Below are 24,147 nucleotides of genomic sequence, written 5' to 3' on the forward strand. Positions count from 1 at the left end.
GGCGGCGGGTGCCGGAGGGATACGTTGAGGTGGCGGTGGACCTGCCGCTGCCCGGAGCGATGGAGAGCTTGGACTACGCGGTGCCCGAGCGCCTCCGCCCGCAGGTTCGCCTGGGAACCCGGGTGCAGGTACCGGTGCGGGCCCGCGCCGTGCAGGGCTGGGTGGTGGCCGTGCACCAGGGGCCGCCCACCCGGCCGCTGCGCGAGGTGGCCGTGGTGCTGGACTCGGAGCCGCTGCTGGGGCCCGAGGAGCTGGACCTGGCCCGCTGGGTGGCCGCGCGGTACCTGGCCCCGCTGGGGCAGGTACTACCCCTCTTCCTGCCGCCCGGCCAGCGGCCGGATCGCCGGCGGACCGTGCGCGAGCGGCACCTGCGCGCCTACCGCCTGGCCGTTTCGGAGGAGGCGGCGCGGGCGGCGCTGGCGGAGCTGGTCCGAGCGCCCCGCCAGCGCCAGGCGCTCGAGTTCCTGCTGGAGCAGGAGAGTGGCCCAGTGCCGGCTCGGGAGCTGGCCGCCCGGGCGGGGGACGGCGCGGCCCGCGGGCTGCTGGAGCGGGGCCTGGTGGAAGCGGTACCGCTCTCGCTGGAGCGGAACCCCTACGCCGGCTGGCGGGACCCTACGCCTCCGCCCCGGCTGAGCCCGGAGCAGGCCCAGGTGCTGCAGGAGGCGTCCCGCCGCCTGGAGGGAGGCGGCACGATCCTCCTCCACGGGGTCACGGGGAGCGGCAAGACCGAGGTGTACCTGCGCCTGATCGAGACGGTCCTCGCCCGGGGAAAGCAGGCGATCCTGCTGGTCCCCGAGATCTCCCTCACGCCCCAGGCCATGCGCCGCTTCCAGGGCCGCTTCCCCGGGAGGGTGGCCATGCTCCACTCGGGCATGTCCGACGGGGAGCGCTACGACCAGTGGTGGAAGGTGCGCCGGGGCGAGGCGTCGGTGGTGGTGGGCGCCCGTTCGGCGGTCTTCGCCCCCGTTCGCGACCTGGGGTTGGTGGTGGTGGACGAGGAGCACGCCTCGTCCTACAAGCAGGAGGAGACCCCCCGCTACCATGCCCGGGAGGTGGCGGTGGAGCGGGCTCGCCGCCAAGGCGCCCTGTGCGTGCTGGGAAGCGCCACCCCTTCCCTGGAGAGTTTCCTGGCCGCCGAGGAAGGGCGGCTGGTGCGGCTCCAGCTCCGTCACCGGGTGGACGGGCGCTCGCTTCCCCGCGTGCGCCTGGTGGACCTGCGGCAGGAGTTGAAGGAGGGGCACCAGGGGCTCTTCAGCCGCGCGTTGGAGCAGGCGCTCGCCTCGCGCCTCGAGCGCGACGAGCAGGCGATCCTGCTCCTCAACCGGCGGGGATACCAGAGCTTCCTCCTCTGCCGGGAGTGCGGGGCGGTGGTGGAGTGCCCCCACTGCCAGGTGACGCTCACCTACCACAAGGTGGGCCACGCGTTGCGCTGCCACTACTGCGGGACCGAGCAACCGGTCCCCGAGCGGTGCCCGGCGTGCGGTACCGGCGAGCTGAGCGGGCTGGGCCTGGGGACCCAGCAGGTGGAGGAGGAGCTGCGGCGGCTCTTTCCGGCGGCGCGGGTGCTCCGCATGGACGCGGACACCACCACCCGCAAGGGCGCCCACGACCAGATCCTCCGGCGGTTCGAGGCCGGAGAGGGCGATGTTCTGGTGGGCACCCAGATGGTGGCCAAGGGCCTGGATTACCCCGGCGTCACGCTGGTGGGGGTCATCGACGCCGACACCTCCCTGCGCCTGCCCGACTTCCGGGGCGCCGAGCTGGCGTTCCAGCTCGTCACCCAGGTGGCGGGCCGCTCGGGGCGGGGGGTGCTGCCCGGCGAGGTGGTGGTGCAGACCTACCTACCCGAGCACTACAGCCTGCAGGCCGCCCGCGAGCACGACTACCCATCCTTCTTCCGGCGGGAGCTCGTTTACCGGAAGCGGCTGGGTTACCCGCCCCTCAGCCACCTGCTGCGGCTGCTGGTGCAGGCTCCCGCCGCGGACGCGGCCGAGGATGAAGCCGGGGCGCTGGCCCGCGAGCTGAAGGAGCGGCGGCGAGGGGGGGCGCCCTACCGGGTGTTGGGACCGGCCCCCGCCCCGCTGGGCCGCCTGAAGGACCTGTACCGGTGGCACGTGCTCCTGGTGGGTCCTCTGGAAGCCCTGCTCGAAGCGGGGCGGGCGGTGCGCGAGCGGCGGCCGGGGCGGAGCTGCCAGGTGGTGGAGGACATGGATCCCGTCAGCCTGCTGTGACAGGCCCGTCAGAGCCCGTGCATGGTATAGTAGAAGGTAGCGAACGGTTAGGAGGTGGGCCCGTGGCGGTTCGTCCGATACGCCTCTACCCCGACGCCGTCCTGCGGCGGCGGGGCAGGACGGTGGAGCGGGTCACCAAGCGCCTGGCGCGGCTCGCGCACGACATGGCTGAGACCATGTACCAGGCCAACGGCATCGGCCTGGCCGCTCCCCAGGTGGGGGAGGCCGTGCGACTCATGGTGGTGGACGTGGGCGAGGGGCTCACCACCTTCATCAACCCTACCGTGCTCGAGCGGGCCGGCACCGACGTGGACGTGGAAGGATGCCTGAGCATCCCGGGCATCACCGGCTACGTGGAGCGCCCGGCCCAGGTGACCGTCGAGGCGCTGGACCTGGAGGGGCGGCCCTTCCGTGTCCAGGCCGAGGGCCTCTACGCCCGGGCGATCCAGCACGAGATCGACCACCTGAACGGTGTCCTCTTCGTCGACCGGGCGAGCCGCATCTTCCGGGAGGAGCGGCGTGAGGGCGAGGAGGAGCCGGTGGCGGTGGAGATCGACCGGAACGAGCTCCTGCGCCTGGAGGTGGCCCGGTGAGCGCATCCCCGATGCCCGTGGTCTTCATGGGAACGCCCGACTTCTCGGTGCCGAGCCTGCGGGCGCTGGTCGCGTCCGGTTTCCAGGTGCTGGCGGTGGTCACCCAACCGGACCGCCCGCGGGGGCGCGGCCAGCGCCTCACCCCCTCCCCTGTGAAGGCGGCGGCGCTGGCGCTGGGTCTGCCCGTATGGCAGCCCGAGAAGCTGAGCGAGCCCGGGGTGCTCGAGGCGCTGCGGGAGATCGGGCCCGAGGCGGTGGTGGTGGTGGCCTTCGGGCAGAAGGTGCCGCCCGAGGTCCTCCACCTGCCGCCGCTGGGGTGCGTCAACGTCCACGCCTCCTTGCTCCCCCGCTTCCGGGGCGCGGCCCCGATCCAGCGGGCCATCCTGGCCGGGGAGAGCGAGACGGGCGTCACCACCATGCTCATGGACGAGGGGTGGGACACGGGCCCCATGCTCCTGCAGGAACGCGTTCCCCTGCGGCCCGACGAGACGGGCGGAAGCCTCCACGATCGGCTGGCTGAGGTGGGCGCCCGTTTGCTGGTGGAGACCCTGCGGGGGTTGCGCTCCGGTGCAGTGCGCCCCATCCCCCAGGACGACCGCCTTGCCACCGTCGCGCCCCGCCTCAAGGAAGACGAGCTGCTCCTGGAGTGGACCGAGACGGCGGAAAGCCTCGAGCGGAAGGTGCGGGCCCTTGCCCCGCTGCCGGGGGCCGTCACCTTTCACCGGGGCCGGCGCCTGATCGTCGAGGCGGCCCGCGTAGCGGGAGAGGACGAGGTCCAGGCCCTCCCCGGCGAGCCCGGAACCCTCTGCACCCCGGCCCGGCCCGGCCACCTGCTGGTGAGCGCTCTGGACCTTCCCCTGGAGATCCTGCGCCTGCGCCCGGCGGGCAGCCGGTCGATGGAGGGGCGCGCCTACCTGAACGGCTTTCCGGCCGAGCCTGGGGACCGGCTGGGACCCGAGACGTGAGGCACCTTCCCGCAAGCCCCGGCCCTCGGGGGGCGAGCCCCGCCCGCCAGGCGGCGGCCCGGGTCCTCCTGCGGGTGGAACGGAACCAGGCCTTTGCCAACCGGGCCCTGGCCGCCGAGCTGGATCGGGGGAACCTTCCGTCCCGTGAACGGGCGCTGGCCACCCAGCTCGTCTACGGAACCCTCCGCTGGCAGGGTCGGCTGGACGGCTGGATCGGACGGCTGGCAGGCCGTGCCTCCTCGCAGTTGGACCCTGCCACCCGGGTGATCCTGCGCTTGGCCGGCTACCAGGTGCTCATCCTCTCAGGTGTGCCGCCCGAGGCCGCGTGCGACCAGGCGGTGCGGCTGGCCCACGGCCTGCGGCCCCAGGCCGCGGGGCTGGTGAACGCCGTCTGCCGACGGATGAGCCGCCGGGAGGCGGTCGATCCCCCAGCAGGGCAGGAGGGAGACCGGACGGCGCGCCTGGCTGAGCTCCACTCCCATCCCCGCTGGCTGGTGGAGCGCTGGGCGGCCCGGGTGGAGCCCCCGGAGCTCGAGGCCTGGCTCGAGGCGAACAACCGGGAGTCGCCGGTGGCGGTGCGCGTCAACCGGCTGCGCTCCGATCCGGATCGGGCGGCCGCGTCCCTGGTCCGGGAGGGCTTCCAGGTGGAGCCGGGCGCGCTGCTCTCCGAGGCTCTCCGAGTCCACGGCGGGCGAATCGGGGACGCTGCGGCCTTCCGTTCCGGCTGGATCACGCCCCAGGACGAGAGCTCGCAGCTCGCAGCCCACCTGCTGGCCCCCCGGGCCCACGAGCAGGTGCTGGACCTGTGCAGCGCGCCGGGAGGCAAGGCGACCCATCTGGCGGAGCTCATGGAGGATCGGGGCCGGGTGGTCGCGGTCGACCTCCACCCCGGAAAGCTCCGCCAGGTGGAGGAGGCCGCTCGGCGGCTGGGGCTCCGGTCGATCGAGACCCAGCCCCACGACGCACGCGTCTTGCCGCCCGAGTGGGAAGGACGCTTCGACCGGGTGCTGCTCGACGCGCCGTGCAGCGGGCTGGGGGTGGTGGGGCGCCGGCCCGAGATCCGCTGGCGGAGCGACGAGGAGACGATCCGGTCGCGAGTGCCCCTGCAGCAGGCGCTCCTGGCCAGAGCCGTCCGGGCCCTCCGTGGGGGCGGGCGGCTCCTCTACACCACGTGCAGCGTGGAACCGGAGGAGACCCGGGCGCAGGCGGCCTGGCTGGTGGAGCAGCACCCCCAGATGGTCCCGGTGGCTCGATCCGAGGTGGAGGCCCTCCTGGAACGGGCCGGGGTCCACGGTCTCCACCCCGGCGACGGCGGCGACGTGGTGCTGCTGCCCCACCGGAACGGCACCGACGGCTTCTTTCTCGCGCTCTTCGAAAAGAAAGAGAACCCTGCTCTTCCAGCAAGAGGATAAGGGCCGCGTCGCGTGGAACCCCATCGGGGTCGAAGACGCAACGCGTCCGGGGAGAGCGCGTCGAGCCGAGGAGGAAGTCGCGCTGACACGGGTCCTGATCGCCGATAACAACCTTGAGCTCTGTGAGATCCTGGATCGGTACCTTTCCTCTCAGCCGGACTTGAGCGTGGTGGGAAAGGCCTACGATGGGGAGCAATGCCTGGCGCTGATCGCCGAGCACGAGCCGGACGTGGTGATCCTCGACATCACCATGCCCAAGCTGGACGGTATCGCTGTGATGGAACGCCTGACCACTCTGGGCGTCCACCCGCGCCCGCGGGTGATCGTGCTGACCGCCATGGGCCGCGAGGACATCATCCAGCGGCTGACGGGGCTCGGGGCCGACTACTTCGTGGTCAAGCCCTTCGATCTGGACGTGCTGGCCGAGCGGATCCGCCAGTTCGGGCCGGGTGGAGCCGGGTACGCGGTGGTGAAGGAGGAGAGCGCGGCCGCGCAGTACCCGGCCGCCGTGGACTGGGAGAGCCAGGTCACCCAGCTCCTGCACGAGCTGGGCGTTCCCCCTCACTTCAAGGGCTACGCGTACCTGAGGGATGCGGTGGTGATGGTGCTTCAGGACGAGCAGCTCCTGGGCGGCACCCTCACCAAGCGGCTGTACCCTGCGCTGGCGGAGAAGTACGGATCGAGCCCCGCGGGGGTCGAGGCCGCGGTGCGGAACGCGATCATCGCGGGGTGGGAGAACGGGAACCGCGAGCTCCTGGAGCAGCTCATGGGCACCGGGCGGAGGGACCGGTTTCCCACCAACTCCATGGTGATCGCCAACCTGGCCGATTACCTGCGGTTCCGGGCACCGGGAGGGCGGGTCGCCGGCCGGGGCCGGTGACCTGGCCGTTCCCGCACACGCCGGGCCGGGGTCCTGCGCGCCGGAGGCCGCGACGGGCCGGCGCCGGCGGCGCGAAAAAGACGCCTCTCGGCGTCTTGGTCGGGGTGCGCGGATTTGAACCGCGGGCCTCTGCGTCCCGAACGCAGCGCTCTGACCAAGCTGAGCTACACCCCGTCGTGCGGCTTTCAGTTTATCCGCCCCAAGCGTTGCTGTCAAGATTCGGCGGGTTCGGGTCCGGCGGGCTCGGGCGTCGCCGGTCCGGCCGCCCGGCGCGTGGGAGGGGCTTCGATGAAGGCCTGGGACTGCTTGCCGTCGCCGGAGGGGCCCTCGCGTCTGGCGAAGCGTAGGAAGCGACGCAGGCTGGCCCGTAGCCGCTGCCGGTAGACGGGCGAGCGGGTGGTCTCCTCCAGGAAGGCCTCGACCGCGGCGGCGTCCGCCCGCGCGAGCAGGTACCGGACGAAGCGGCTCGCGTCGGCCACGAAGCGCTCCTCGGTGCGGATGCCTTCCGCGAGCAGTGCTTCGAGGTAGGAGGCCAGGAGGTAGGGGGATCGCGCGCGGCCCGTGGTGGTCGCCTCCCCGGATCATATGGAAAGGAAGCCCTTTGCTCGTGTAGAATACCCGCAGGACGGCCCGGGCAGAGGAGCAGTTCGGCGGGGCCGCCGGGCCGGGTGGGAGGGCGCGGCGTGAACTGGGCGGACAGGCTCGAGGCTTGGCTGGGGCGCGCTTGGGATGGTCGCCTGCAGCGCCGGCGGGGCGGGTTGCAGCCGGTCCTCGTAGCCCGCGCCCTGGAGGCGGAGATGCTCGCCAACAAGCGGGTGAGCATCCTGCACACCTACGTGCCCAACCGGTATCAGGTCTTCCTCCACCCCGACGACTGGGCGGCGCTGCGGCCGATTCGCCGCACACTCACCGTCGAGATGGCGGAATACCTCCGCGACGTGGCAGACCGGGAGCATTGTGCCTTCGTCAGCCCCCCTCGCGTCGAGTGGGTTGAGGCGAGCGAGGGCCGGAAGGGCCAGGTGCGGGTGGAGGCGTCGTTCCTGGAGCCGGAAGCGGCCCCTGAGCCGGCGCCACCCTTGGATGGTCCCCCCGAAGAGCCGGGGGAGGAGCCCGGGGACGAGGTGCCCAACGCCCTATTCGAGGGGGCGCCGGCCGGGGAGGTCGAGCCCCGGGGCGAGGAGGGTGCCGGTCTTGCCGAGGCCGACGAGCCTCCGCCGATGGAGGGAACCCGACGCTTCCGGGCGACGCCGGAGCCCTCCGCGGGTCCGCGGGGAAGGTTGGTGGTGGTCGCAGGGGCCGACCGGGGAACGGCCTTCCCGCTTCGACGGAGCGAGGTCGTGGTCGGCAGGGCCTCAGGCGAGGAGCCCGCGGACGTGGTCCTGAACGATCGGGCCGTCTCCCGCCGGCATGCCCGCCTGGTCTGGCGGGGCGGGCTCTGGTGGCTCGAGGACCTGGGAAGCACCAACGGCACGTACGTGAACGGGGACCTGATCGACTCAGGCTGGCTCCAGCCCGGCGACCGGGTGGAGGTGGGCGGCTCCGAGTTGCTCCTGGAAGACGAGGAGCCTCCCCGGTCCTGATCGCCGGTGGACCCGGAGCGACCGCTCGGGACAGGGCGGAGGTGAGGCGCGTGCGGGTGGGGGCTGTGACCGATCGGGGCCAGCTGCGCCCGAACAACGAGGACGGCTACCGGGTGCGGGGCTCGCTGGCGGCGGTGGCCGACGGCATGGGAGGTCACCAGGCGGGTGAGGTCGCAAGCTCCGTCGCCCTGGACGTGCTCTTCGCCCATCCCCTGGACGGTGTGGCGCCCGGGGAGGCCCTGAGGGCCGGTGTGCGGGAGGCGAACCGCAGGGTTCACGCGCTCAGCCTGGCCCGGCCCGAGTACGCGGGCATGGGGACCACGCTCACGGCGGCCCGGCTCGTGGGCGGCCGCTGGTGGATCGCCCACGTGGGCGACAGCCGGGCGTACCTCTTTCGGCGGGGAGACCTCCGCCAGGTGACCCGCGACCACTCGGTGGTGGCGGAGCTGCTGGCCCTGGGGCAGATCACCGCCGAGGAGGCGCGCGCCCATCCCCAGCGCAACCTCCTCACCCGCGCCCTGGGCCTGGAGGCGGACGTGGAGGTCGATCTCTACAGCCTGCCGGCCGTGGCGGGCGACCGGCTCCTTCTCTGCACGGACGGTCTCACCGGCGTGGTGCAGGACGACGTCGTTCGGGAGATCCTGGTGAGGGAGGACCCTCCGGACGTGCAAGCCCGCCGGCTGGCGGGCAAGGCCCACGACCGGGGGGCACCGGACAACGTCACGGTGGTGATCGTCAGCCTCGATGCCGATTCGTCCCCGGACGCTCCCTGATCCCGCCGGAGCCCTGCCGCTCTTGCCTGGGATGGTCCTGGCGGGCGGGCTCGCGCGCCTGGGCGTGGCCGCCCTGGGGAGCCACCTACCACTGGTGGCCGGATTCGCCCTATGGAGCGCCGGCGTCGTCGCGGCGGCCTGGATGGCGTGCGGGCGGGAAGGAGCCCGCCTGATGGCCGCGGCCGGGGGGCTCGCGGCGGGGGGCCTTCTGGTCGCCCGTGGGACCCAGCCGGAGCAGGTTGCCACCCAGGCGCTCCTCTGGCTGGGTTCCTCCGGTCTGGCCCTGGTGGCCACCGCGGTTCCCTGGCGCCGTCTGGCCCGCTATCCCCGGACCGCGGGGCTCGCGAGCCTGGTCCTCCTGGTGCTCCCCCTCGCAGTGGGTGTGGAGGCGGGCGGGGCGCGCGCCTGGCTGCGGTGGGGGGTGCTCCACTTCCAGCCCGCTGAGGTGGCCCGAGTGCTGGCGATCCTCTTCGTGGCCGGCCTCCTGGCCGAGGGGGTGGGCCGGGGGGGACGCGGGTCGCCGGCGGCCGGGATCGAACGCCCCTGGCGTCCGGATCGGGCCGCGATGCTGCCCGCCGGGGCCGGTTGGCTCCTCCTCGCCGCCGTGCTCGTGGCCCAGCGGGATCTGGGGGGCGCCGCCCTGCTCTACGGGCTGCTACCGGCGGCGTGGCTGCTGGCGGGCGGGCGGTGGCTGACGGCGGCGGCCGCGGTCGGCCTGGGCGCGGCAGGCGCGGTCGGCCTCGCGACCCTTTTTCACCACGCGACGGCCCGGGTGGCGGCGTGGGCCGACCCCTGGGGCCAGCTCTCGACGGGGGGCTACCAGGTGCTCCAGGGTCTGGCCTCGCTGCGGCTGGGCGGCCTCTGGGGCGTAGGTGCCCGGCTCACCGCGGGCTCGGCCGTGCCCGCCGCCGCCACCGACCTGCCCCTGGCGGTGATCGCCGAGGGTGCGGGCCTGGTGGCCGTCCTGGGCATCCTTTACCTGGAATGGTGGATCGTCGACGGGGGGTTGCGCGCGGCCGGGCGGGCACAGGACCTCCTCACGCGCGTCCTGACGGGCTCGGCGGCCCTCCTGTGGGGGCTCGAGACCCTGGTGCCCGTCGCGGGCTGGCTCGGGGTCGTCCCCCTGACCGGGCTGCCCCTGCCGCTGGTGAGCCGCGGCGGCACAGCGCTGCTGGCGCACGGGATCCTCTTGGGGTGGATGCTCTGGGCCCTGCGCGCGGGGCGCGGGAGGCGCCGTCCTTCCGGTGCGTGCGAGGCTTGAAGCGTGGGCTGGCGGCTGGCTTCGCGGGCCTCGCGCTGGGCGCGGGGCTCTGGCTCGCGCCGGCCCCCTGGGCCCACCGGTTGGAGGGGGCTCTGGGCGTCCTGCGGCCGGCCGCGGAGGTGGGCCGCAGGGGAGGAATCTACGATCGCACCGGAGAACCTTTGGCCGTCAGCTGGGAGGAGCCATCAGGGCCGGTGCGGCGCTATCAGGTGCCCGAGAGCCTGGCACCGGTGGTGGGGTATGTCGACCCGCGCCTTGGCCGCGCCGGTCTGGAGCGGAGCCTGGACGAGCGACTGGCGGCCCGCGGCGGCGGCCGCGACGTGGCGCTTACGGTGAGCCGGGCGCTTCAGGTCGCGGCCGAGGAGGCCTTCGAGGGCCGGGCGGGGGCGGCGGTGGTCCTGACCGTCCCGGAAGGGGAGATCCTGGCCCTGGTCAGCCTGCCCGGCTTCGATCCCCAACAGGTCGGGGAACGCTGGGCGGAACTGCGGTTGGACCCGGGCGCGGCGCTCTTTCCCAGGGCCACCGCAGGGCTCTACCCGCCGGGTTCGGCCTTCAAGGTGGCCGTGATGGCCGCGGCGCTGGAGGCGGGCGCCGCGTCGGAGGCATCCCGCTATTGGGATGGCGGCTCCCTATCGTGGCCAGGTGGGAGCCTGCGCGACCCCGGCGGGCGTCCGGCGGGTTGGCTGCGCCTGGACGAGGCCCTGACGCGCTCGTCCAACGTCGTCTTCGGCCGGTTGGGTCTCAAGATGGGGTCCAGGCTGGTGGAGGCGGCCCGGCGCCTGGGCTTCGGCAGGGCACCGGCTCTGGAGGTCCCCACCGCGGCCGGTCGGCTTCCGGAGGAACCGGTGGGACCGGGTACGGCGGCGCTCCTGGGGATCGGCCAGGGCGCCATCGAGGTTTCGCCGCTCCAGATGGCCGTGCTGGCCGGCGTCATCGCGACCGGCGGCCGGGAGGTGACGCCCCGGCTGGTGCGGTGGGTGGCTGGAGAGCCGCCGGGGCTGCCGCCCCAAGGTGGGTGGTTGCTGGATGCCCGCGTGGCGCAGGCGGTGGGAAAGGCCATGACCCTGGCCGTGGCGGAGGGAACGGGGCGCGCCGCACGGGGCACGCCCGGCATCGCGGGCAAGACCGGCACGGCTGAGGCTCCTGGCGGAGCCCCGCACGCGTGGTTCATCGGCTTTGCCCCGGCGGAGCGGCCGCGGGTGGCGGCCGCGGTGGTGGTGGAGCACGGAGGCGCGGGCGGCCGGGTGGCGGCGCCCATCGCGGCCCGGATCCTGCGGGCCGCGGAGGCAATGGTGGGCGGAGGGGGCTGACCCGTGGTCGGGCGAGTGTTGACGAGGCGATACCGCCTCGAGGAGCGGGTCGGGCACGGCGGCATGGCGGAGGTCTTTCGGGCCACCGATCTTCTCCTTTCCCGCGCCGTGGCGGTGAAGGTACTGCTCCCCCAGTTCGCCTCAGACGAGGAGTTCGTCGAGCGTTTCCGCCGGGAGGCCCAGGCTGCCGCAAGCCTCTCCCACCCCAACGTGGTGAACATCTTCGACGTGGGGGAGGAGGACGGCACCTACTTCATCGTCATGGAGTACGTGCGGGGACGCACCCTGCGCGAGGTCCTGCACGAACGGGGGCCGCTCCCTGTGGGCGAGGCGCTGGAAATCGCGGCCCAGGTGGCGGGGGCCCTGGCCGCGGCCCACAGCCAGGGCCTGGTGCACAGGGACGTGAAGCCGCCCAACATCCTCATCGCCGCCTCGGGCCAGGTGAAGGTGACCGACTTCGGCATCGCCCGCGCCACGAGCGCGAGCAGCTTGACCCACACGGGCACGGTCCTGGGTTCGGTCTCGTACGTTTCGCCTGAGCAGGCCCGGGGCGCGGAGGTGACCGGCCTTTCGGACCTCTACTCCCTGGGGGCCTCCCTCTACGAGATGCTCACCGGCCAGATCCCCTTCCGGGGCGAGACCGCGGTGGCGGTGGCCCTCAAGCACCTCCAGGCGGACCCCACCCGGCCGCGGCGCCTCCGCCCGGAGATCCCCGAGGACGTGGAGGCACTGGTCCTGCGGCTCCTCTCGAAGGACCCCGAGCGACGCGCCCGCTCCACCCTGGCCCTGAAGGAGGAGCTGGAGTCGCTGGCCCGTCGCTACGACCTGGAGGAGCCCACCCGGCTGCTGCAGCGGGCGGGCCTGGGCGCAGAGGGCGGCGGAGACCATGAGGACGCAGGGGAGGGCGAGGGCGTGGGCGGAAGGGTACCGAGATGGGTCCTGGCAGCCGGGCTGGTACTGGCCGTGACACTCGGCGGCCTCCTGGGGGCGCGTGCCCTGGCCGGGCTCCTCTTCCCCCCCGAGGTGGTGGTTCCCTCCGTTCGTGGGGAGAGCCTGGAAGCCGCCCGGCTCAAGCTGGAGGCGGCGGACCTGCGGCTTGAGGAGGGCCCCGGGTTGCCGAGCTCGGAGGTTCCCGCAGGGCACGTGATCTCCCAGGATCCGGCGCCCGAACGCCACGTGCGGGCCGGCCGCACCGTTCGGGTGGTGGTGAGCAAAGGACCCGAGGTGGTGACGGTTCCCGCCGTGGAGGGACGCGCGCTGCGGGAGGCGCGGCTCGACCTGAACGAGCGGGGCCTGAAGGTGGGGCGGGTGGAAGAGCGGTTCGCTCCTGAGGTGCCTCCCGGCCAGGTGCTGGCGCAGGATCCGCCCGCCGACACCAACCTGGTGAAGGGTGCCCTGGTGGACCTGGTGGTCAGCCGGGGAGGGGCCGGCGCGACGGTGGTCCTGCCCGATTTCGGGGGCATGACCTTCTCGCAGGCAGAACAGCGCCTGGCGGATCTGGGGCTCCAGCTCGGCGAGGCCACGGGTCGGGAGGGGCCGGCCCCCCTGGGGGAGATCCTGGAACAGAAGCCGGGTCCGGGCGCCCGGGTGCCGCAGGGGTCGGTGGTGGATCTGGTCTACTCGACAGGATCCCAGGATGTCGGCCCGCCGGCGCCCGCCACGGTGACGCCTGAGGCCGAGGTAGCCCAGGGCGCCCTGAAGACCCGGGTGACCGTCCAGGTCCCCGAGGGACCGGCTCAGGAGGTCCTGGTGGTGCTCATCGACGATCGGGGCGCCCGGGAGGTGCACCGGGCCTACCATCCGGGCGGCAGCCGGGTGGAGGTACCCGTGGAGGCCAAGGGCGCATCGCCCCTGGTGCAGGTCTACCTGGACGGCTCCATGATCCAGGAGCTGGCGCTCCGCTAGCGTGGGGGCTCGGGAGACCTTGGGCCGCGTCGTCTCGGGGCGAGTGGTTGAGGTGATCGCCGGCTTCTATCGGGTCGTGCTGACAGGGGATGGTCCCGTCCTCTGCCGGGCGCGCGGACGTCTGAAGGGGTCCGAAGGGATTCACCCCGGTGACCGGGTGCAGGTGATGGTTCTTGACGCCGAGGCCGGTACCGGCCGGGTGGAGGAGGTACTGCCCCGGCGGTCCTTCCTGGCCCGCCCCCCCATCGCCAACGTGGACCGGGTGGTGATCGTCACACCCCTGGCCCGGCCCCGGCCCCAGAGCCTCCTGCTGGACCGCCTGCTGGTGCTCACCCTGCATGCCGGCCTGGAGCCGCTCCTCTGCTGGACCAAGGCGGATCTGGAGCCGGATCCCGTCGCCCCGGAGCTGGTGGAGGTTTACCGGGCGGCCGGCTTCCGCACGGTGGTGACGTCGGCGCTTTCGGGCCAGGGGATGGACGGCCTGGTGGAACGCCTGGAGGACGGGGTGGCGGTCCTCGCCGGTCCATCGGGTGCGGGGAAGAGCGCTCTCTTGAACCGCCTGGCGCCCGGAGCGACCCAGCAGACCGCGGAGGTGAGCCGGAGGACGGGCCGGGGCCGCCACACCACCCGGTCGGCGAGGCTCTGGCCTGTGGGCGGCGGGTGGCTGGCGGACACGCCGGGGTTCAGCCGGCTGGACCTGCCGGCGATGGACCCGCGGGAGCTGGCGGGCCTCTACCCCGAGTTCGAGGCGCTCGCGGGAGCGTGCCGGTTCCAGGGCTGCATGCACGCGACCGAACCGGGCTGCGCGGTGCGGGAAGCCGCGCAGGCAGGCGGGATCCCGCCCTTGCGCTACCAGCAGTACCGCCGGTTGCTCGACGAGGTGGAGGAGGCGTATCGAAACCGTTACCGCTGACATGGAGGTGAGCGCGTGATCTGGATGGCCCCCTCGTTGCTTGCGGCCGACCCGGCCCATCTGGGCGATGCCGCCGCGGCCGTTCCCGACGCGGACTGGCTGCACATCGACGTGATGGACGGGCACTTCGTTCCGAACCTCACCTTCGGCCCGCCGCTCGTCCAGGCCCTGAGCCGGAGGGCGCGGCCCCCCCTGGACCTCCACCTGATGATCGAGGCCCCCGAACGTTCGGTGGAGCAGTACGTACGGGCCGGAGCGCGGCGGATCGCCGTCCACGCGGAGGCCGCAGGGCACCTGCACCGGCTGCTTCAGACGTTGGGATCGCTTGGTGTCGAGCGGGCCGTGGCCATCAACCCGGCCACGCCGCCGGAGGCGGTGGAGTGGGTGCTCGACGAGTGCGAGGCGATCCTGGTGATGACCGTCAACCCAGGGTGGGGGGGCCAGCGGTTGATCCCGTCCACCCTCCGGAAGGTGGAGCGGTTGCGTGCGACGCTCGACAGCCGCGGCCTGGACCGGCGCATCGTGGTCGACGGCGGCATCGACCTGGAGACCGTGGCGGCAGCGGTGCGGGCGGGAGCGGACACGCTGGTGGCGGGGTCGGCTGTCTTCGGGTCGGGCGACCCGGCAGGGGCTCTGGCCCGGCTGCGGGCCGCGGCGGAAGGCGCGCTCTCCCCCGGGAAGTCCAACTGAACTATATTAAGTAGTGCTTGACAACCGATGCCGCCTGCCGTATGATCTTTCCAGGACCACGGGAGGCTCGGAGCGAAAGAGGGTGGTGCCCCCGTCGCAGCAGGGCGCGTGGAAGGTGGTCACGGCGACCCTCCAGTAGCGTTCAGCCCGCAATCGGCGCGAAAAAAGGCCCGAAAGCCCTCGGGCCTCAGGCCAGTCTATGAGCTGGTCCGGTTGACCACAACTGAACATGACTCCCCCTGTGGGCAGGGTCGACCTGGGGACGGAGCAGACCTGTGCGTAGCGATCAGCCGAGCTCTCCCAGGTCTCCCCGCGCGCGGGCGGGGCGGGTCAGAGGGCGCGCACCACCCGGCCGGACCGGAGGCAGCGGGTGCAGACGTAGGTGCGGCGGGTCTTGCCGTCGACGAGGATACGCATTTGCTGAAGATTGGGCAGCCACTTCCGGCGCGTCTTGCGGTGGGAGTGGCTCACTTCATTGCCGGTCTCGGTCTGCCGATGGCAATAGTGGCAACGGCGAGCCAAGGGAGGCCCTCCTTTCGGCGACTGGCTCCAGGACGCCCGCGTCGGGCACGGCTAGAAGTCTACCACAGAGGCTGCACGTTGACAAGGAGAAGGACCGATGATATAGAACCCTTGAGGTTGGGCCTGCGCATAAGGGGCTCACGCCCGCGGGACCCGGCCTGGGCGGGGGCCAGCCCCCGCAAGGACCGGCGTGGCCATGGGCTGCTGCCGCAGGGGAGGGGGGCGGGCGATGCCGGAGGGCCTGGATAGCCAGCTTGGGAAGGTTCGGATCGCCGACGAGGTGATCGCGGCGGTGGCGGGCGCCGTGGCCGTTTCGTGCTACGGGCTGGTGGGTATGGCGGCCCGGAGCGTCCAGGATGGGCTGTCGGAGCTCCTGGGCCAGGACCAGATCGACCGCGGCGTCCGGGTGCGCCTGGACCCGGACGGAAACACGATCATCGACCTCTACGTGATGGTGCAGTACGGGGTCAACATCGCCGAAGTGGCCGAGAACGTCAAGGAGCAGGTGCGCTACCAGGTCGAGAGGATGCTGGGGCTGAAGGTGCGCGCCGTCAACGTCCACGTGCAGGGCGTTCGGGTGGAGCGTCCGGAGCAGGAAGGGCGCACCCCGGCCGCACACACGGTGTAGTGTCGGGGGGAGTTCGGTGAAGGTGACTCGGCTCACCGGGAGCCTTCTGCGGCGCATCATGCACGAGGCCGCCCGGCGCCTGGAGCTTGCTCGCGAGGAGATCAACGCTCTCAACGTCTTTCCCGTGCCCGATGGGGACACGGGAACCAACATGCTGCTCACGCTTCAGGCCGCCCTGGCCGAGATGGAGCGTGTCACCGAGGAGAACCCGCGGAGGGTGGCCCAGGCCGTGGCCCGCGGCGCCCTCATGGGCGCCCGGGGGAACTCGGGGGTTATCCTCTCGCAGATCCTGAGGGGATTCTCGAAGGGCTTCGAACGCCCCGGTGACCTGGGGCCGGAGCGGGTCGCCCAGGCCCTGATGGAGGCGGCCCAGACCGCCTACCGGGCGGTGATCCGCCCGGTGGAGGGAACCATCCTGAGCGTGGCCCGGGCGGCCGGGCGGGAGGCGATCCGCGCCGCCGGCGCCACGGATCACCTGGCGCCGGTGCTCCAGGTGGCGGCCGAGGCGGCCCGGCAGGCGCTGGCCCGCACCCCCGACCAGCTCGCCGTCCTCAAGGAGGCGGGCGTGGTCGACGCGGGCGGCCGGGGGTACGTGGTGATCCTGGAGGCGGCGGAGGCCGTCCTGGGGGGCGACGCGCCCGCCAAGGCCCCGGCGGCTCCGGCCGCGGGGGCGCCGGCGTCCGCGGCGCGGGCCTTCGAGCAGTCGGTGTCCGAGATGCACGCGGGCGGCATCGTGGAGACCGAGGTCGAAAAGGGGTACTGCACCGAGTTCATCGTGCGCGGGCAAGGGGCTCCTCTGGACGCGTTGCGGGCCCGCATGGAGGAGCTGGGCGACTCGGTCCTGGTGGTGGGCGAGCCGGAGCTGGTGAAGGTGCACGTCCACACGGAGCATCCTGGCCAGGCCCTGGAGTTCGCGCTCCGGTACGGCGAGCTGCTGAACGTCTCGGTGGGGAACATGCGCGAGCAGAACCGGGAGGCGGCCCGGAAGCGCCAGGCCTCAGGCGTCCCCGCCCCGGTCGGCGCCAACGGAGCTGCGCCGGCGGGAGGGCCCGCACCGGGCGCGACCGCACCGGTGAAGGAGCCTGCCGCGCTCCTGCAGGCGGTGGCCGTGGCGGCCGGTGAAGGCCTGGTGGAGATCTTCCGCAGCCTGGGTGCCGGACGGGTGGTGGTGGGCGGCCAGAGCATGAACCCCAGCACCCAGGAGATCCTGGACGCGGTGGAGTCGCTGCCGGCCGAGAACGTTGCGATCCTCCCCAACAACCGCAACGTGATCTTCACCGCCAACCAGGTGACCGAGCTGACGGCCAGGCACGTGCACGTGATCCCCACCCGGTCGCTGCCCCAGGGGCTGGCGGCGATGCTGGCCTACGAGCCGGGCCGCTCGGTGCAGGAGAACCTGGAGGCCATGCGCCGCGCCAGCGAGCAGGTGCGAACCGGCGAGGTCACCTACGCGGTGCGGGATTCCCAGAACAACGGCGTGAAGGTGAAGAAAGGCGACGTCATCGGCCTGGTGGAGGGCGAGCTGGTGGCCGCGGGCCCGGATCGCACCGCGGTGGTCATGGACCTGCTGGGACGGATGGTGGCCGAGGGCTCCGAGGTGATCAGCCTCTACCACGGCGAGGACGTGAGCGAAGAGGAAGCCGAGTCGCTCCGGCGGCAGGTGGAGGAACGCTACCCCGAGCTCAGCGTGGAGCTGTACCCAGGACGGCAGCCGCTTTACTACTACATCCTCTCCGTCGAGTAAGCGCAGGGCGCGTCCCCGGGCGGCGGAGAGACCGAGGAGACGGCCATGTCTGAAGCGACCTTTGCCGTGGTGACCGACAGCGGTTCCGACCTTCCGGCGGACCTTGCGCGCGAGCTCGGCATCCGCGTGGTTCCGCTGAGCATCCACTTTGGGGAGGAGACCTTCCTCGACGGGGTCACCCTCGACGGGCCCTCGTTCTACAAGCGCCTGGTGGAAGACCGGCAGCATCCCCCGCATACGACCCAGCCCACGCCCGGCGCGTTCCACGAAGCGTACGGCGCGCTGCGCGAGCAGGGCGTCCGCCAGGTGCTCTCGGTGCACCTCTCGAGCAAGCTGAGCGGGACCATCCAGTCCGCGGCCCTCGCGCGCGGGGAGTTCGACGACATGGAGATCCTGTTGGTGGACAGCCTCTCCGCGTCGATGGGCATCGGCTTTCTGGCCCTCGAGGGCGCCCGCATGGCCCGGGAAGGCCGCAGCCTGGCCGAGGCGGCGGAGCACCTGGAAACCGTCCGGAACCGGCTTCAGATCGTCTTCGCGGTGGACACCCTGGAGTACCTGGCCCGCAACGGCCGGATCGGCCGGGCCCAGTCGCTTCTGGGGGGGCTTCTCAGCATCAAGCCGGTCCTGGCCGTGGTCGACGGTGAGATCGCGCCGGTGGAGCGAACCCGGGGGAAGAACCGGGCGCTGCAGGAGCTGGTGCGCCGGACGGTCGAGTACCTTGGGGACCGCCCCGCCAGGGTGGCGGTGATCCACAGCCAGGCGGAGGAGGCCGCGACGATACGGGCCCAGCTCGAGGAGCGCTGCCGCCTCGAGGACGTCCAGGTGACCCTCCTGGGGCCCACCATCGGCACCCATGCCGGTCCGGGCACGGTGGGCGTGGTGGCCCTGCCGGTCTGACGCGCCAGGGTGGTGACCCGTCTGAACCAGGCCCTGCGGGCATCGATTCGCACCCTCAAGGGCGTGGGGCCCGTGCGCGCCGGCCTGCTGGAGCGCCTGGGGGTTCTCCGGATCTGGGACCTGCTCGCCCTTCCGCCCCGGCGCTATCTCGACTTCCGCCGCGAGGTGGGGCCGGCCCAGGTCCGGCCGGGGGAGACCGTGACCGTCAGGGGTAACCTGGGGCGCCTCCAGCGCCGCCCACTGCCCAACCGGCCCCGGGTGGTGCAGGTGGAGGCCCGCCTGGAGGCGGACGGCACCAGCCTGCCTCTGACCTGGTACGTGCACCGGGCCCAGGCTCCCGCCCTGCGCTTCCCGCCCGTCGGCACGTGCGTGCTCGCCTCGGGTGAGGTCCGTTCCCTCGCGGGGCGGCTGCAGATGGTGAACCCGGTCCTGGAGCGGGCCGAGGACGCCCAAGTGGCCGGGCGGCTCCTTCCCGTCTACCCCCTCACCCAGGGGTTGAGCCAGGGGGTCATGCGCCGCCTGGCGGCCGAGGCGCTGGATCGGTACGGTGCGCTGGTGGAGGAGTTCCTTCCGGAGGAGATCCGGCGGGCCACCGGCCTCCCCGCGCTCGACGAGGCGATCCGGAACCTCCACCGGCCCGAAGACCCAGAGGCCGCCCGCCTCGCCCGGCGCCGGCTGGCTTTCGACGAGCTCTTCCTGTGGACCTACGCGCTCGAGCGGATCCACGCTGCCCGCCGTTCCAGGGAAGCACCGGCCTTCGCTCCCCCCGGCACCCTCGCGAGGCGCTTCCTGGACGCGCTGCCCTTCGCGCCCACCCCGGCCCAGCGAGCGGCCATGGACGAGCTCGATCGGGAGTTGATGCGTCCGCACCCCATGCGCCGCCTGCTTCAGGGCGACGTGGGCTCGGGCAAGACGCTGGTGGCCGCGTACGCCCTGCTGCGGGCGGTGGAGAACGGTTTCCAAGCGACCATGGCGGTGCCCACGGGGGTCCTGGCCCGGCAGCAGCAGGAACGGCTGGCGGGTCTCTTCCGCAGCCTGGGGGTGCGGGTGCTGCGGTTGACGGGGACCCTCCCCGACCCGGAGCGCAGCCAGGTGGAGGCCGAGCTGGCCTCAGGGCAGCCGCTGGTCGTGGTGGGGACCCACGTGCTGGGGCAGGGCATCGGGCTGGCCCGGATGGGGCTGGTGGTGGTCGACGAGGAGCAGCGTTTCGGCGTGCGCCAGCGCGAGGCCCTGGCCGCCGGCGGCGTCCACCAGCTCTGGATGACGGCCACGCCCGTACCCCGTACCCTGGCCCTCACCCTTTACGGAGACCTGGACGTGACCACCCTGCGGGACCTCCCCCCAGGACGCCACCCGGTGGACACCCGGTGGATCCCCGAGAGGAACCGGGAGCAGGTCTACCGGTTTCTGCGGGCTCGGGCGGAGGCCGGCGAGCGCGGGTTCATCCTCTTCCCGGCCATCGAGGCCGACGGGCAGGCCCAGGCCCTGGTCGAGCAGGTGCGGAGCCTGGCTCGGGGACCCCTGGCGGGGATCCCCATCGGTGTGGTTCACGGGCGGATGCCCGATGAGGAGCGCTGGTCCACCCTTCGTGCCTTCCAGGAGGGTGAGGTACCTGTCCTGGCCGCCACCACCGTGGTGGAGGTGGGGGTGGACGTGCCTGAGGCGACGGTGATCGTGGTGGAGGGGGCGGATCGCTTCGGCCTGTCCCAGCTCCACCAGCTGCGGGGGCGCGTCGCGCGCAGCGCCCGGCCTTCGTTCTGCTTCTTGCTGGCCACCCCCCGCACCCCCCAGGCGCGCGGGCGGCTGAACGCGATGCGGACCCTGGCCGATGGCTTCGCGATCGCGGAGGCGGATCTGCGGCTGCGCGGGCAGGGGGAGCTCCTGGGCGAGGCCCAGTCGGGCTCTCCTGAGTGGAAGCTGGCCTCCTTCCCCGAGGACGAGGCGCTCCTGTGGGAGGCGAGGGAGCAGGTGGAGGCGTACCTGCGGCGCGCCGGACCGGCAGGGCTGCGGGACGGGTCGATCGCACGCGAGGTCATCGACCGGGCCCTACCTGCGGACGGAGCGAGGTGAGACGGTGCGGGTCATCGGCGGCTCCGCCCGGGGCCGGAAGCTGCTGGCGGTGCCTGGGACGGGGACACGCCCCACCGCGGACCGGGTGCGCGAGAGCCTCTTCAACATCCTGGCCGAGCGCCCCGTGGGAGCGCAGGTGCTGGATCTCTTCGCGGGCACGGGGGCGCTGGCGATCGAGGCCCTGAGCCGCGGCGCCCGGCGGGCGGTGCTGGTGGAGTCGGGCCGGCGGGCGGCGGGCGTGATCCGGCGCAACCTGGAGGCGTGCGGCTTTCAGGGGCAGGCTGAGCTCCTGGTGCAGCGGGATCGGCTGGCGTTGCCTCTTCTGGCCAGGCGGGGCGACCGCTTCGAGCTGGTCTTCCTGGACCCGCCCTACGGGAAAGGACTGGCCGGCCCCGCCCTGGAGGCCCTGGGGACGTTGGGGCTCGTGGCGCCCGGGGGGCTGGTGGTGCTGGAGACCCGCCGGGGAGAGGAAGAACCCGGCCCGGTACCGAATCTGTCGCTGCACCGGCAGGTGGAGGTGGGCTCCAGCGCCCTCTGGTTCCTGGTGGGGGAGGAGGGAGAGGCATGAAGGTGGGGGTCTATCCTGGCAGCTTCGACCCGGTGACCTACGGCCACCTCGATATCGTGCAGCGGGCGGCGGACCTGTTCGAGCGGCTTTACGTCGCGGTTCTGAAGAACCCGGCGAAGGAGGCGTTCTTCCCGGTGGAGGAGCGGGTCGAGATGCTGCAGGCCGTCACGCGCCACCTGCCGAACGTGGTCTGTGAGAGCTTCGAGGGGCTGGTGGTCCGCTATGCTCAGGAGCGGAAGGCGACGGCCATCGTGCGCGGCCTGCGGGCCGTCTCGGACTTCGAGATCGAGTTCAAGATGGCGTCCATGAACCGGTCCCTGGCGCCCGAGATGGAGACCATCTTCATGATGACCAGCGCCCCCTACAGCTTCGTGAGCTCGAGCATCATCAAGGAGGTGGCGAGCTTCGGGGGTTCCGTGGGGAACTGGGTTCCCAGGGAGGTCGAGGAGCGGCTGGCCCGGCGCCTGAACCGGCAAGGGGGTCGCGAGGGATGAACCAGATGAACCTGCTCAACCTCCTGGAGCGTCTGGAGGAACTGATCCAGAGGGCCCCTGAGGTGCCCCTCACCGGCCGGGCCATCGTCGATGCGGATCAGTCCCTGGAACTCATCGGCAAGATCCGCGCCGCCATTCCCGAGGAGATCCGCCGGGCCGAGGCCCTTCAGGACGAGCGGGAGGACTTCCTGAGGGAGGCGCAGGCCGAGGCGGACGAGACCATCCAGCGGGCGGAGGCGTACGCGGCCCGCCTGGTGTCGGACTCAGAGGTGAGCCAGCGGGCCCGGCAGGAGGCCGAGCGCATCGTAGCCGACGCACGCCGCGAGGCGGACCAGCTGCGGCGCGAGGCCGACGGCTACGCGGTCCAGGTGCTGTCGGACCTGGAAGGGCGGCTCGCGAACCTGCTGGAAGTGGTGCGAAACGGGCGGGCGGAGCTGGAGGCTGGCGCGGGCCGGCAGGTGGGCTGAGGGCAGCATCAGCGCCCCCGGAAGAGCCGCCTCCCCCCCTGGCGCAGGAGGTGCCAGAGGACGCCCGTCACCAGCAGGGTGAGGGCCACGCCCACGGCCTGGAGGGTGGCGCCCAGGAAGCGGGCGGCGAAGCCCGGGGCCCCTGCCGGGCCGACCGTGGGCGCGAGGGTCGGGAAGGAGCCCCCCAGGTGGAAGGCCGCCACCGTCAGGACGCCCGCCAGCACCGAGTGGAGCAGCCGGGCCAGGAGGTACGGCCCCATGCGCAAGCCGGTGCCGTGCACCATGGCCGCCACCTGGGCGTGCACCGAGAGACCGCTCCAGGCGATGATCGCGCTCGCGGCCACCGCCCGGTCCAGGAGCGGGGCGGCCGCCTGCGCGGCGGCTCGGCTTCCCAGGTCGAGCTCGAAGAACCCGGCCGTCAGCCCGTCGGCCATCCCCGGATCGAGTCCCAGCCCGCCCAGGACCGGCGTGACCAGGTGCGCCGCCGCCCAGTGAACCACCCCCGTGAGGGTGGCCACCTGGAGGAGGACCGAGAAGAGCGTGATGGTTCCGCCGATGAAGAGCATCTGGCTCATGGAGTCGCGCAGGACGTCGCCGAAGAGGCGGCCGAAGGGGCGCCCGTCCCGGAGCCGCGCCTGGTAGAGGGCGTCCAGGGCGCGCCGCAGGAGGGGCCCCGAGGGTGGCGGTGCCGGAGGAGCCCACCGGTACCCGTGGAAGCGCATGACCAGGCCCACCAGCAGCACCGACGCGTAGTGGGCGAAGGCCAGCACCGCGCCCAGACGAGGCTGGGCGAACATGCCGACGGCCACTGCCCCGGACATGAAGAGGGGGTCGGCCGTGTTGGCAAAGGCCACCAGGCGCTCGGCCTCCACCACGGTGCAGAGCCGGTTGCGGCGGAGGTCGCCCGTCACCTTGGCCCCCAGAGGATACCCTGAGACCAGCCCCATGGCCACCGCGAAGGCTGCGGTACCCGGGAGGCGGAAGAGGGGTCGCATGAGGGGCTCCAGGCAGACCCCGATGAAGTGGACGGCGCCGAGGCCCATGAGGATCTGGGCGAGGGCGAAGAAGGGCAGGAGCGAGGGGAGTACCACCTGGAACCAGAGCCGCAGGCCGTCGAGGGAGGCTTCGAAGGCGCTGCGGGGATAGACGACGACGGCCAGGGTGAGCGCCGCCGCCCCCGCAGCCGCCGCGTAGGCGGCGGCGCGGGAGGGAACCGTTGCTGATGTGGACGCCACGGTGATGGTACGCCTCCTCGCCGCTGCCGCCGGGGGTCCGGGACCGCCGCCCGACCACGTCCCTTTCTTATGCGACCCGTGCCCGCTCAAGACCGGCGGGGGGTGTTCAGGTCCTTCCCTTGACGCCTCTGAGGAAGAGCCGGTATAATGCGGAGGTGATCGACCATGGAGCTGCAGGTCGGCCGGCTGCTGAAGGAGAAGGGCCGGAGCGAGACCTTCGCCGTCGAAGAGCCCTGCCCGTCGGGCCTGGAGGAGGCCGGGGTCCAGGGGTGCACCGGGCCTTTGCACCTGGAGGGACGGGCGACCAGCACTGGCGACGGCATTCTGGTCTCGGGGCGGATCCAGGTGGGGCTCACCATGCTCTGCAGCCGCTGCCTGGCGCCCTACCCGCTCGAGGTGGAGGCGGGCTTTCAGGAGGAGTTCGTGCCCCGCACGCGCTCCCGCGAGCGGGACGAGGTCGAGGAACGGGGCCCTGGCTCCCCGGCGCGGCTGTCGACGTTCGAGGACGATGACGGGGTGGAGTTTTTCGACGGGCACCGCATCGACCTGGGCCCGCTGGTGCGCGAGCAGCTCCTGATGGCGCTCCCCATGAAGGCCCTTTGCCGCGAGGATTGCCGGGGGCTCTGCCCGGTCTGCGGGCAGAACCTGAACGCGGCACCCTGCGGCTGCCAGGTGGATGAGACGGACCCGCGCCTGGCCGTGCTCGGCGATCTCCTCGACGGAGGGGGCCGAGGTCGGCGCGCGGGCGATGAGTGAGGTGGAAGCAGAATGGCCAACCCAAAGCGCCGCCACTCCAAGGCCCGCTCACGCACCCGCCGGACGACCTGGGCGCAGGCAGCGGCGGTGGCACCCGAGCTGGTCGAGTGCCCCCGGTGCCACGAGCTGAAGCCCTCGCACCGGGTCTGCCCCAACTGCGGGTGGTACAACGGCCGCCAGGTGGTCGCCGTGGGCGAGGAGGAGTAAGGCATGGGCTCCGCGCGCCACGCGACGGCCGCCCGGTGCCTGCCGG

General features: G+C 72.8%; 24 protein-coding genes and 1 tRNA gene. 21 read left to right on the forward strand and 4 right to left on the reverse strand.

Annotated features, from left to right (window positions below):
- Positions 1–8: 8 nt before the first annotated feature.
- From priA to spo0A, 5 genes are all read left to right on the forward strand, one after another.
- Complete coding sequence (gene priA / locus LIP_RS07340) at positions 9–2,231, forward strand: replication restart helicase PriA (RefSeq protein WP_068136273.1); 2,223 nt, start codon at positions 9–11, stop codon at positions 2,229–2,231.
- A gap of 62 nt (positions 2,232–2,293) precedes the next feature.
- Positions 2,294–2,824 carry a peptide deformylase gene (def, locus tag LIP_RS07345; RefSeq protein WP_068136278.1) on the forward strand — a complete coding sequence of 177 codons (531 nt, stop codon included), beginning with the start codon at positions 2,294–2,296 and terminating at the stop codon, positions 2,822–2,824.
- Positions 2,821–3,789 carry a methionyl-tRNA formyltransferase gene (gene fmt, locus LIP_RS07350; protein ID WP_198409770.1) on the forward strand — a complete coding sequence of 323 codons (969 nt, stop codon included), beginning with the start codon at positions 2,821–2,823 and terminating at the stop codon, positions 3,787–3,789. Before def ends, fmt begins: the two co-directional genes overlap by 4 nt.
- Positions 3,786–5,201 (forward strand): 16S rRNA (cytosine(967)-C(5))-methyltransferase RsmB, encoded by a 1,416-nt coding sequence (gene rsmB / locus LIP_RS07355; RefSeq protein WP_068136284.1) that lies wholly within the window; start codon positions 3,786–3,788, stop codon positions 5,199–5,201. The genes fmt and rsmB overlap by 4 nt, the downstream gene beginning before the upstream one ends.
- 82 nt (positions 5,202–5,283) lie before the next feature.
- Positions 5,284–6,081: a sporulation transcription factor Spo0A gene (gene spo0A, locus LIP_RS07360; protein ID WP_082726599.1), complete on the forward strand. Its 798-nt coding sequence runs from the start codon at positions 5,284–5,286 to the stop codon at positions 6,079–6,081.
- 96 nt (positions 6,082–6,177) lie between these two features.
- On the opposite strand, the gene LIP_RS07365 is transcribed toward spo0A, so the two are convergent.
- Positions 6,178–6,255: transfer RNA gene (locus LIP_RS07365), tRNA-Pro, on the reverse strand.
- A 38-nt stretch (positions 6,256–6,293) separates the two neighbouring features.
- Positions 6,294–6,560 (reverse strand): hypothetical protein, encoded by a 267-nt coding sequence (locus LIP_RS07370; RefSeq protein ID WP_068136291.1) that lies wholly within the window; start codon positions 6,558–6,560, stop codon positions 6,294–6,296.
- 204 nt (positions 6,561–6,764) lie between these two features.
- Here LIP_RS07370 and LIP_RS07375 point away from each other — a divergent pair, with 204 nt between their 5' ends.
- The 7 genes from LIP_RS07375 to rpe are packed head-to-tail and all read left to right on the forward strand — an operon-like array spanning position 6,765 to position 14,513.
- Positions 6,765–7,661 (forward strand): FhaA domain-containing protein, encoded by an 897-nt coding sequence (locus LIP_RS07375; protein WP_068136296.1) that lies wholly within the window; start codon positions 6,765–6,767, stop codon positions 7,659–7,661.
- Positions 7,662–7,711: 50 nt separating this feature from the next.
- Positions 7,712–8,434 (forward strand): Stp1/IreP family PP2C-type Ser/Thr phosphatase, encoded by a 723-nt coding sequence (locus LIP_RS07380; protein WP_068136298.1) that lies wholly within the window; start codon positions 7,712–7,714, stop codon positions 8,432–8,434.
- Between the two features lie 31 nt (positions 8,435–8,465).
- A complete protein-coding gene (locus tag LIP_RS07385; protein ID WP_231699405.1) occupies positions 8,466–9,695 on the forward strand; it encodes an FtsW/RodA/SpoVE family cell cycle protein in 1,230 nt (409 codons plus the stop codon).
- Positions 9,692–11,005, forward strand: a complete 1,314-nt coding sequence (locus LIP_RS07390; protein WP_158509596.1) for a penicillin-binding transpeptidase domain-containing protein — start codon at positions 9,692–9,694, stop codon at positions 11,003–11,005. Before LIP_RS07385 ends, LIP_RS07390 begins: the two co-directional genes overlap by 4 nt.
- A gap of 3 nt (positions 11,006–11,008) precedes the next feature.
- Positions 11,009–12,910 (forward strand): protein kinase domain-containing protein, encoded by a 1,902-nt coding sequence (locus LIP_RS07395; protein ID WP_144440387.1) that lies wholly within the window; start codon positions 11,009–11,011, stop codon positions 12,908–12,910.
- Positions 12,911–12,929: 19 nt separating this feature from the next.
- A complete protein-coding gene (gene rsgA, locus LIP_RS07400; protein ID WP_068141708.1) occupies positions 12,930–13,823 on the forward strand; it encodes a ribosome small subunit-dependent GTPase A in 894 nt (297 codons plus the stop codon).
- 24 nt (positions 13,824–13,847) lie between these two features.
- A complete protein-coding gene (gene rpe / locus LIP_RS07405; RefSeq protein ID WP_082726600.1) occupies positions 13,848–14,513 on the forward strand; it encodes a ribulose-phosphate 3-epimerase in 666 nt (221 codons plus the stop codon).
- A 330-nt stretch (positions 14,514–14,843) separates the two neighbouring features.
- On the opposite strand, the gene rpmB is transcribed toward rpe, so the two are convergent.
- The gene (gene rpmB, locus LIP_RS07410) at positions 14,844–15,035 is read right to left on the reverse strand and encodes a 50S ribosomal protein L28 (RefSeq protein ID WP_068136313.1); all 192 of its coding nucleotides are present in this window, start codon (positions 15,033–15,035) and stop codon (positions 14,844–14,846) included.
- Positions 15,036–15,264: 229 nt separating this feature from the next.
- Here rpmB and LIP_RS07415 point away from each other — a divergent pair, with 229 nt between their 5' ends.
- From LIP_RS07415 to LIP_RS07445, 7 genes are read left to right on the forward strand one after another with little or no spacing between them, the layout of a single operon-like run.
- Positions 15,265–15,663 (forward strand): Asp23/Gls24 family envelope stress response protein, encoded by a 399-nt coding sequence (locus LIP_RS07415; RefSeq protein WP_068136317.1) that lies wholly within the window; start codon positions 15,265–15,267, stop codon positions 15,661–15,663.
- 16 nt (positions 15,664–15,679) lie between these two features.
- Positions 15,680–17,407: a DAK2 domain-containing protein gene (locus LIP_RS07420; RefSeq protein ID WP_068136319.1), complete on the forward strand. Its 1,728-nt coding sequence runs from the start codon at positions 15,680–15,682 to the stop codon at positions 17,405–17,407.
- Positions 17,408–17,452: 45 nt separating this feature from the next.
- Entirely contained in the window at positions 17,453–18,304 is an 852-nt protein-coding gene (locus LIP_RS07425; protein ID WP_068136323.1) for a DegV family protein, read from the forward strand.
- A 12-nt stretch (positions 18,305–18,316) separates the two neighbouring features.
- Positions 18,317–20,374 (forward strand): ATP-dependent DNA helicase RecG, encoded by a 2,058-nt coding sequence (locus LIP_RS07430; protein WP_068136326.1) that lies wholly within the window; start codon positions 18,317–18,319, stop codon positions 20,372–20,374.
- A gap of 4 nt (positions 20,375–20,378) precedes the next feature.
- The gene (gene rsmD / locus LIP_RS07435) at positions 20,379–20,942 is read left to right on the forward strand and encodes a 16S rRNA (guanine(966)-N(2))-methyltransferase RsmD (protein ID WP_068136329.1); all 564 of its coding nucleotides are present in this window, start codon (positions 20,379–20,381) and stop codon (positions 20,940–20,942) included.
- A complete protein-coding gene (gene coaD / locus LIP_RS07440) occupies positions 20,939–21,436 on the forward strand; it encodes a pantetheine-phosphate adenylyltransferase (protein WP_068136333.1) in 498 nt (165 codons plus the stop codon). Before rsmD ends, coaD begins: the two co-directional genes overlap by 4 nt.
- Positions 21,433–21,903 carry an ATP synthase subunit B family protein gene (locus tag LIP_RS07445; RefSeq protein ID WP_068136336.1) on the forward strand — a complete coding sequence of 157 codons (471 nt, stop codon included), beginning with the start codon at positions 21,433–21,435 and terminating at the stop codon, positions 21,901–21,903. Before coaD ends, LIP_RS07445 begins: the two co-directional genes overlap by 4 nt.
- 8 nt (positions 21,904–21,911) lie before the next feature.
- Here LIP_RS07445 and LIP_RS18905 read toward each other — a convergent pair whose 3' ends face one another.
- Positions 21,912–23,138 carry a nucleoside recognition domain-containing protein gene (locus LIP_RS18905; RefSeq protein WP_068136339.1) on the reverse strand — a complete coding sequence of 409 codons (1,227 nt, stop codon included), beginning with the start codon at positions 23,136–23,138 and terminating at the stop codon, positions 21,912–21,914.
- 165 nt (positions 23,139–23,303) lie between these two features.
- Between LIP_RS18905 and LIP_RS07455 the strand changes: the two genes are divergently transcribed.
- Positions 23,304–23,894 (forward strand): YceD family protein, encoded by a 591-nt coding sequence (locus LIP_RS07455; RefSeq protein ID WP_068136342.1) that lies wholly within the window; start codon positions 23,304–23,306, stop codon positions 23,892–23,894.
- A gap of 12 nt (positions 23,895–23,906) precedes the next feature.
- Positions 23,907–24,101, forward strand: a complete 195-nt coding sequence (gene rpmF / locus LIP_RS07460; protein WP_068136346.1) for a 50S ribosomal protein L32 — start codon at positions 23,907–23,909, stop codon at positions 24,099–24,101.
- Positions 24,102–24,147 lie beyond the last annotated feature (46 nt).

The sequence above is a fragment of the Limnochorda pilosa genome (assembly GCF_001544015.1).
In the GTDB taxonomy this organism is placed as follows: domain Bacteria; phylum Bacillota; class Limnochordia; order Limnochordales; family Limnochordaceae; genus Limnochorda; species Limnochorda pilosa.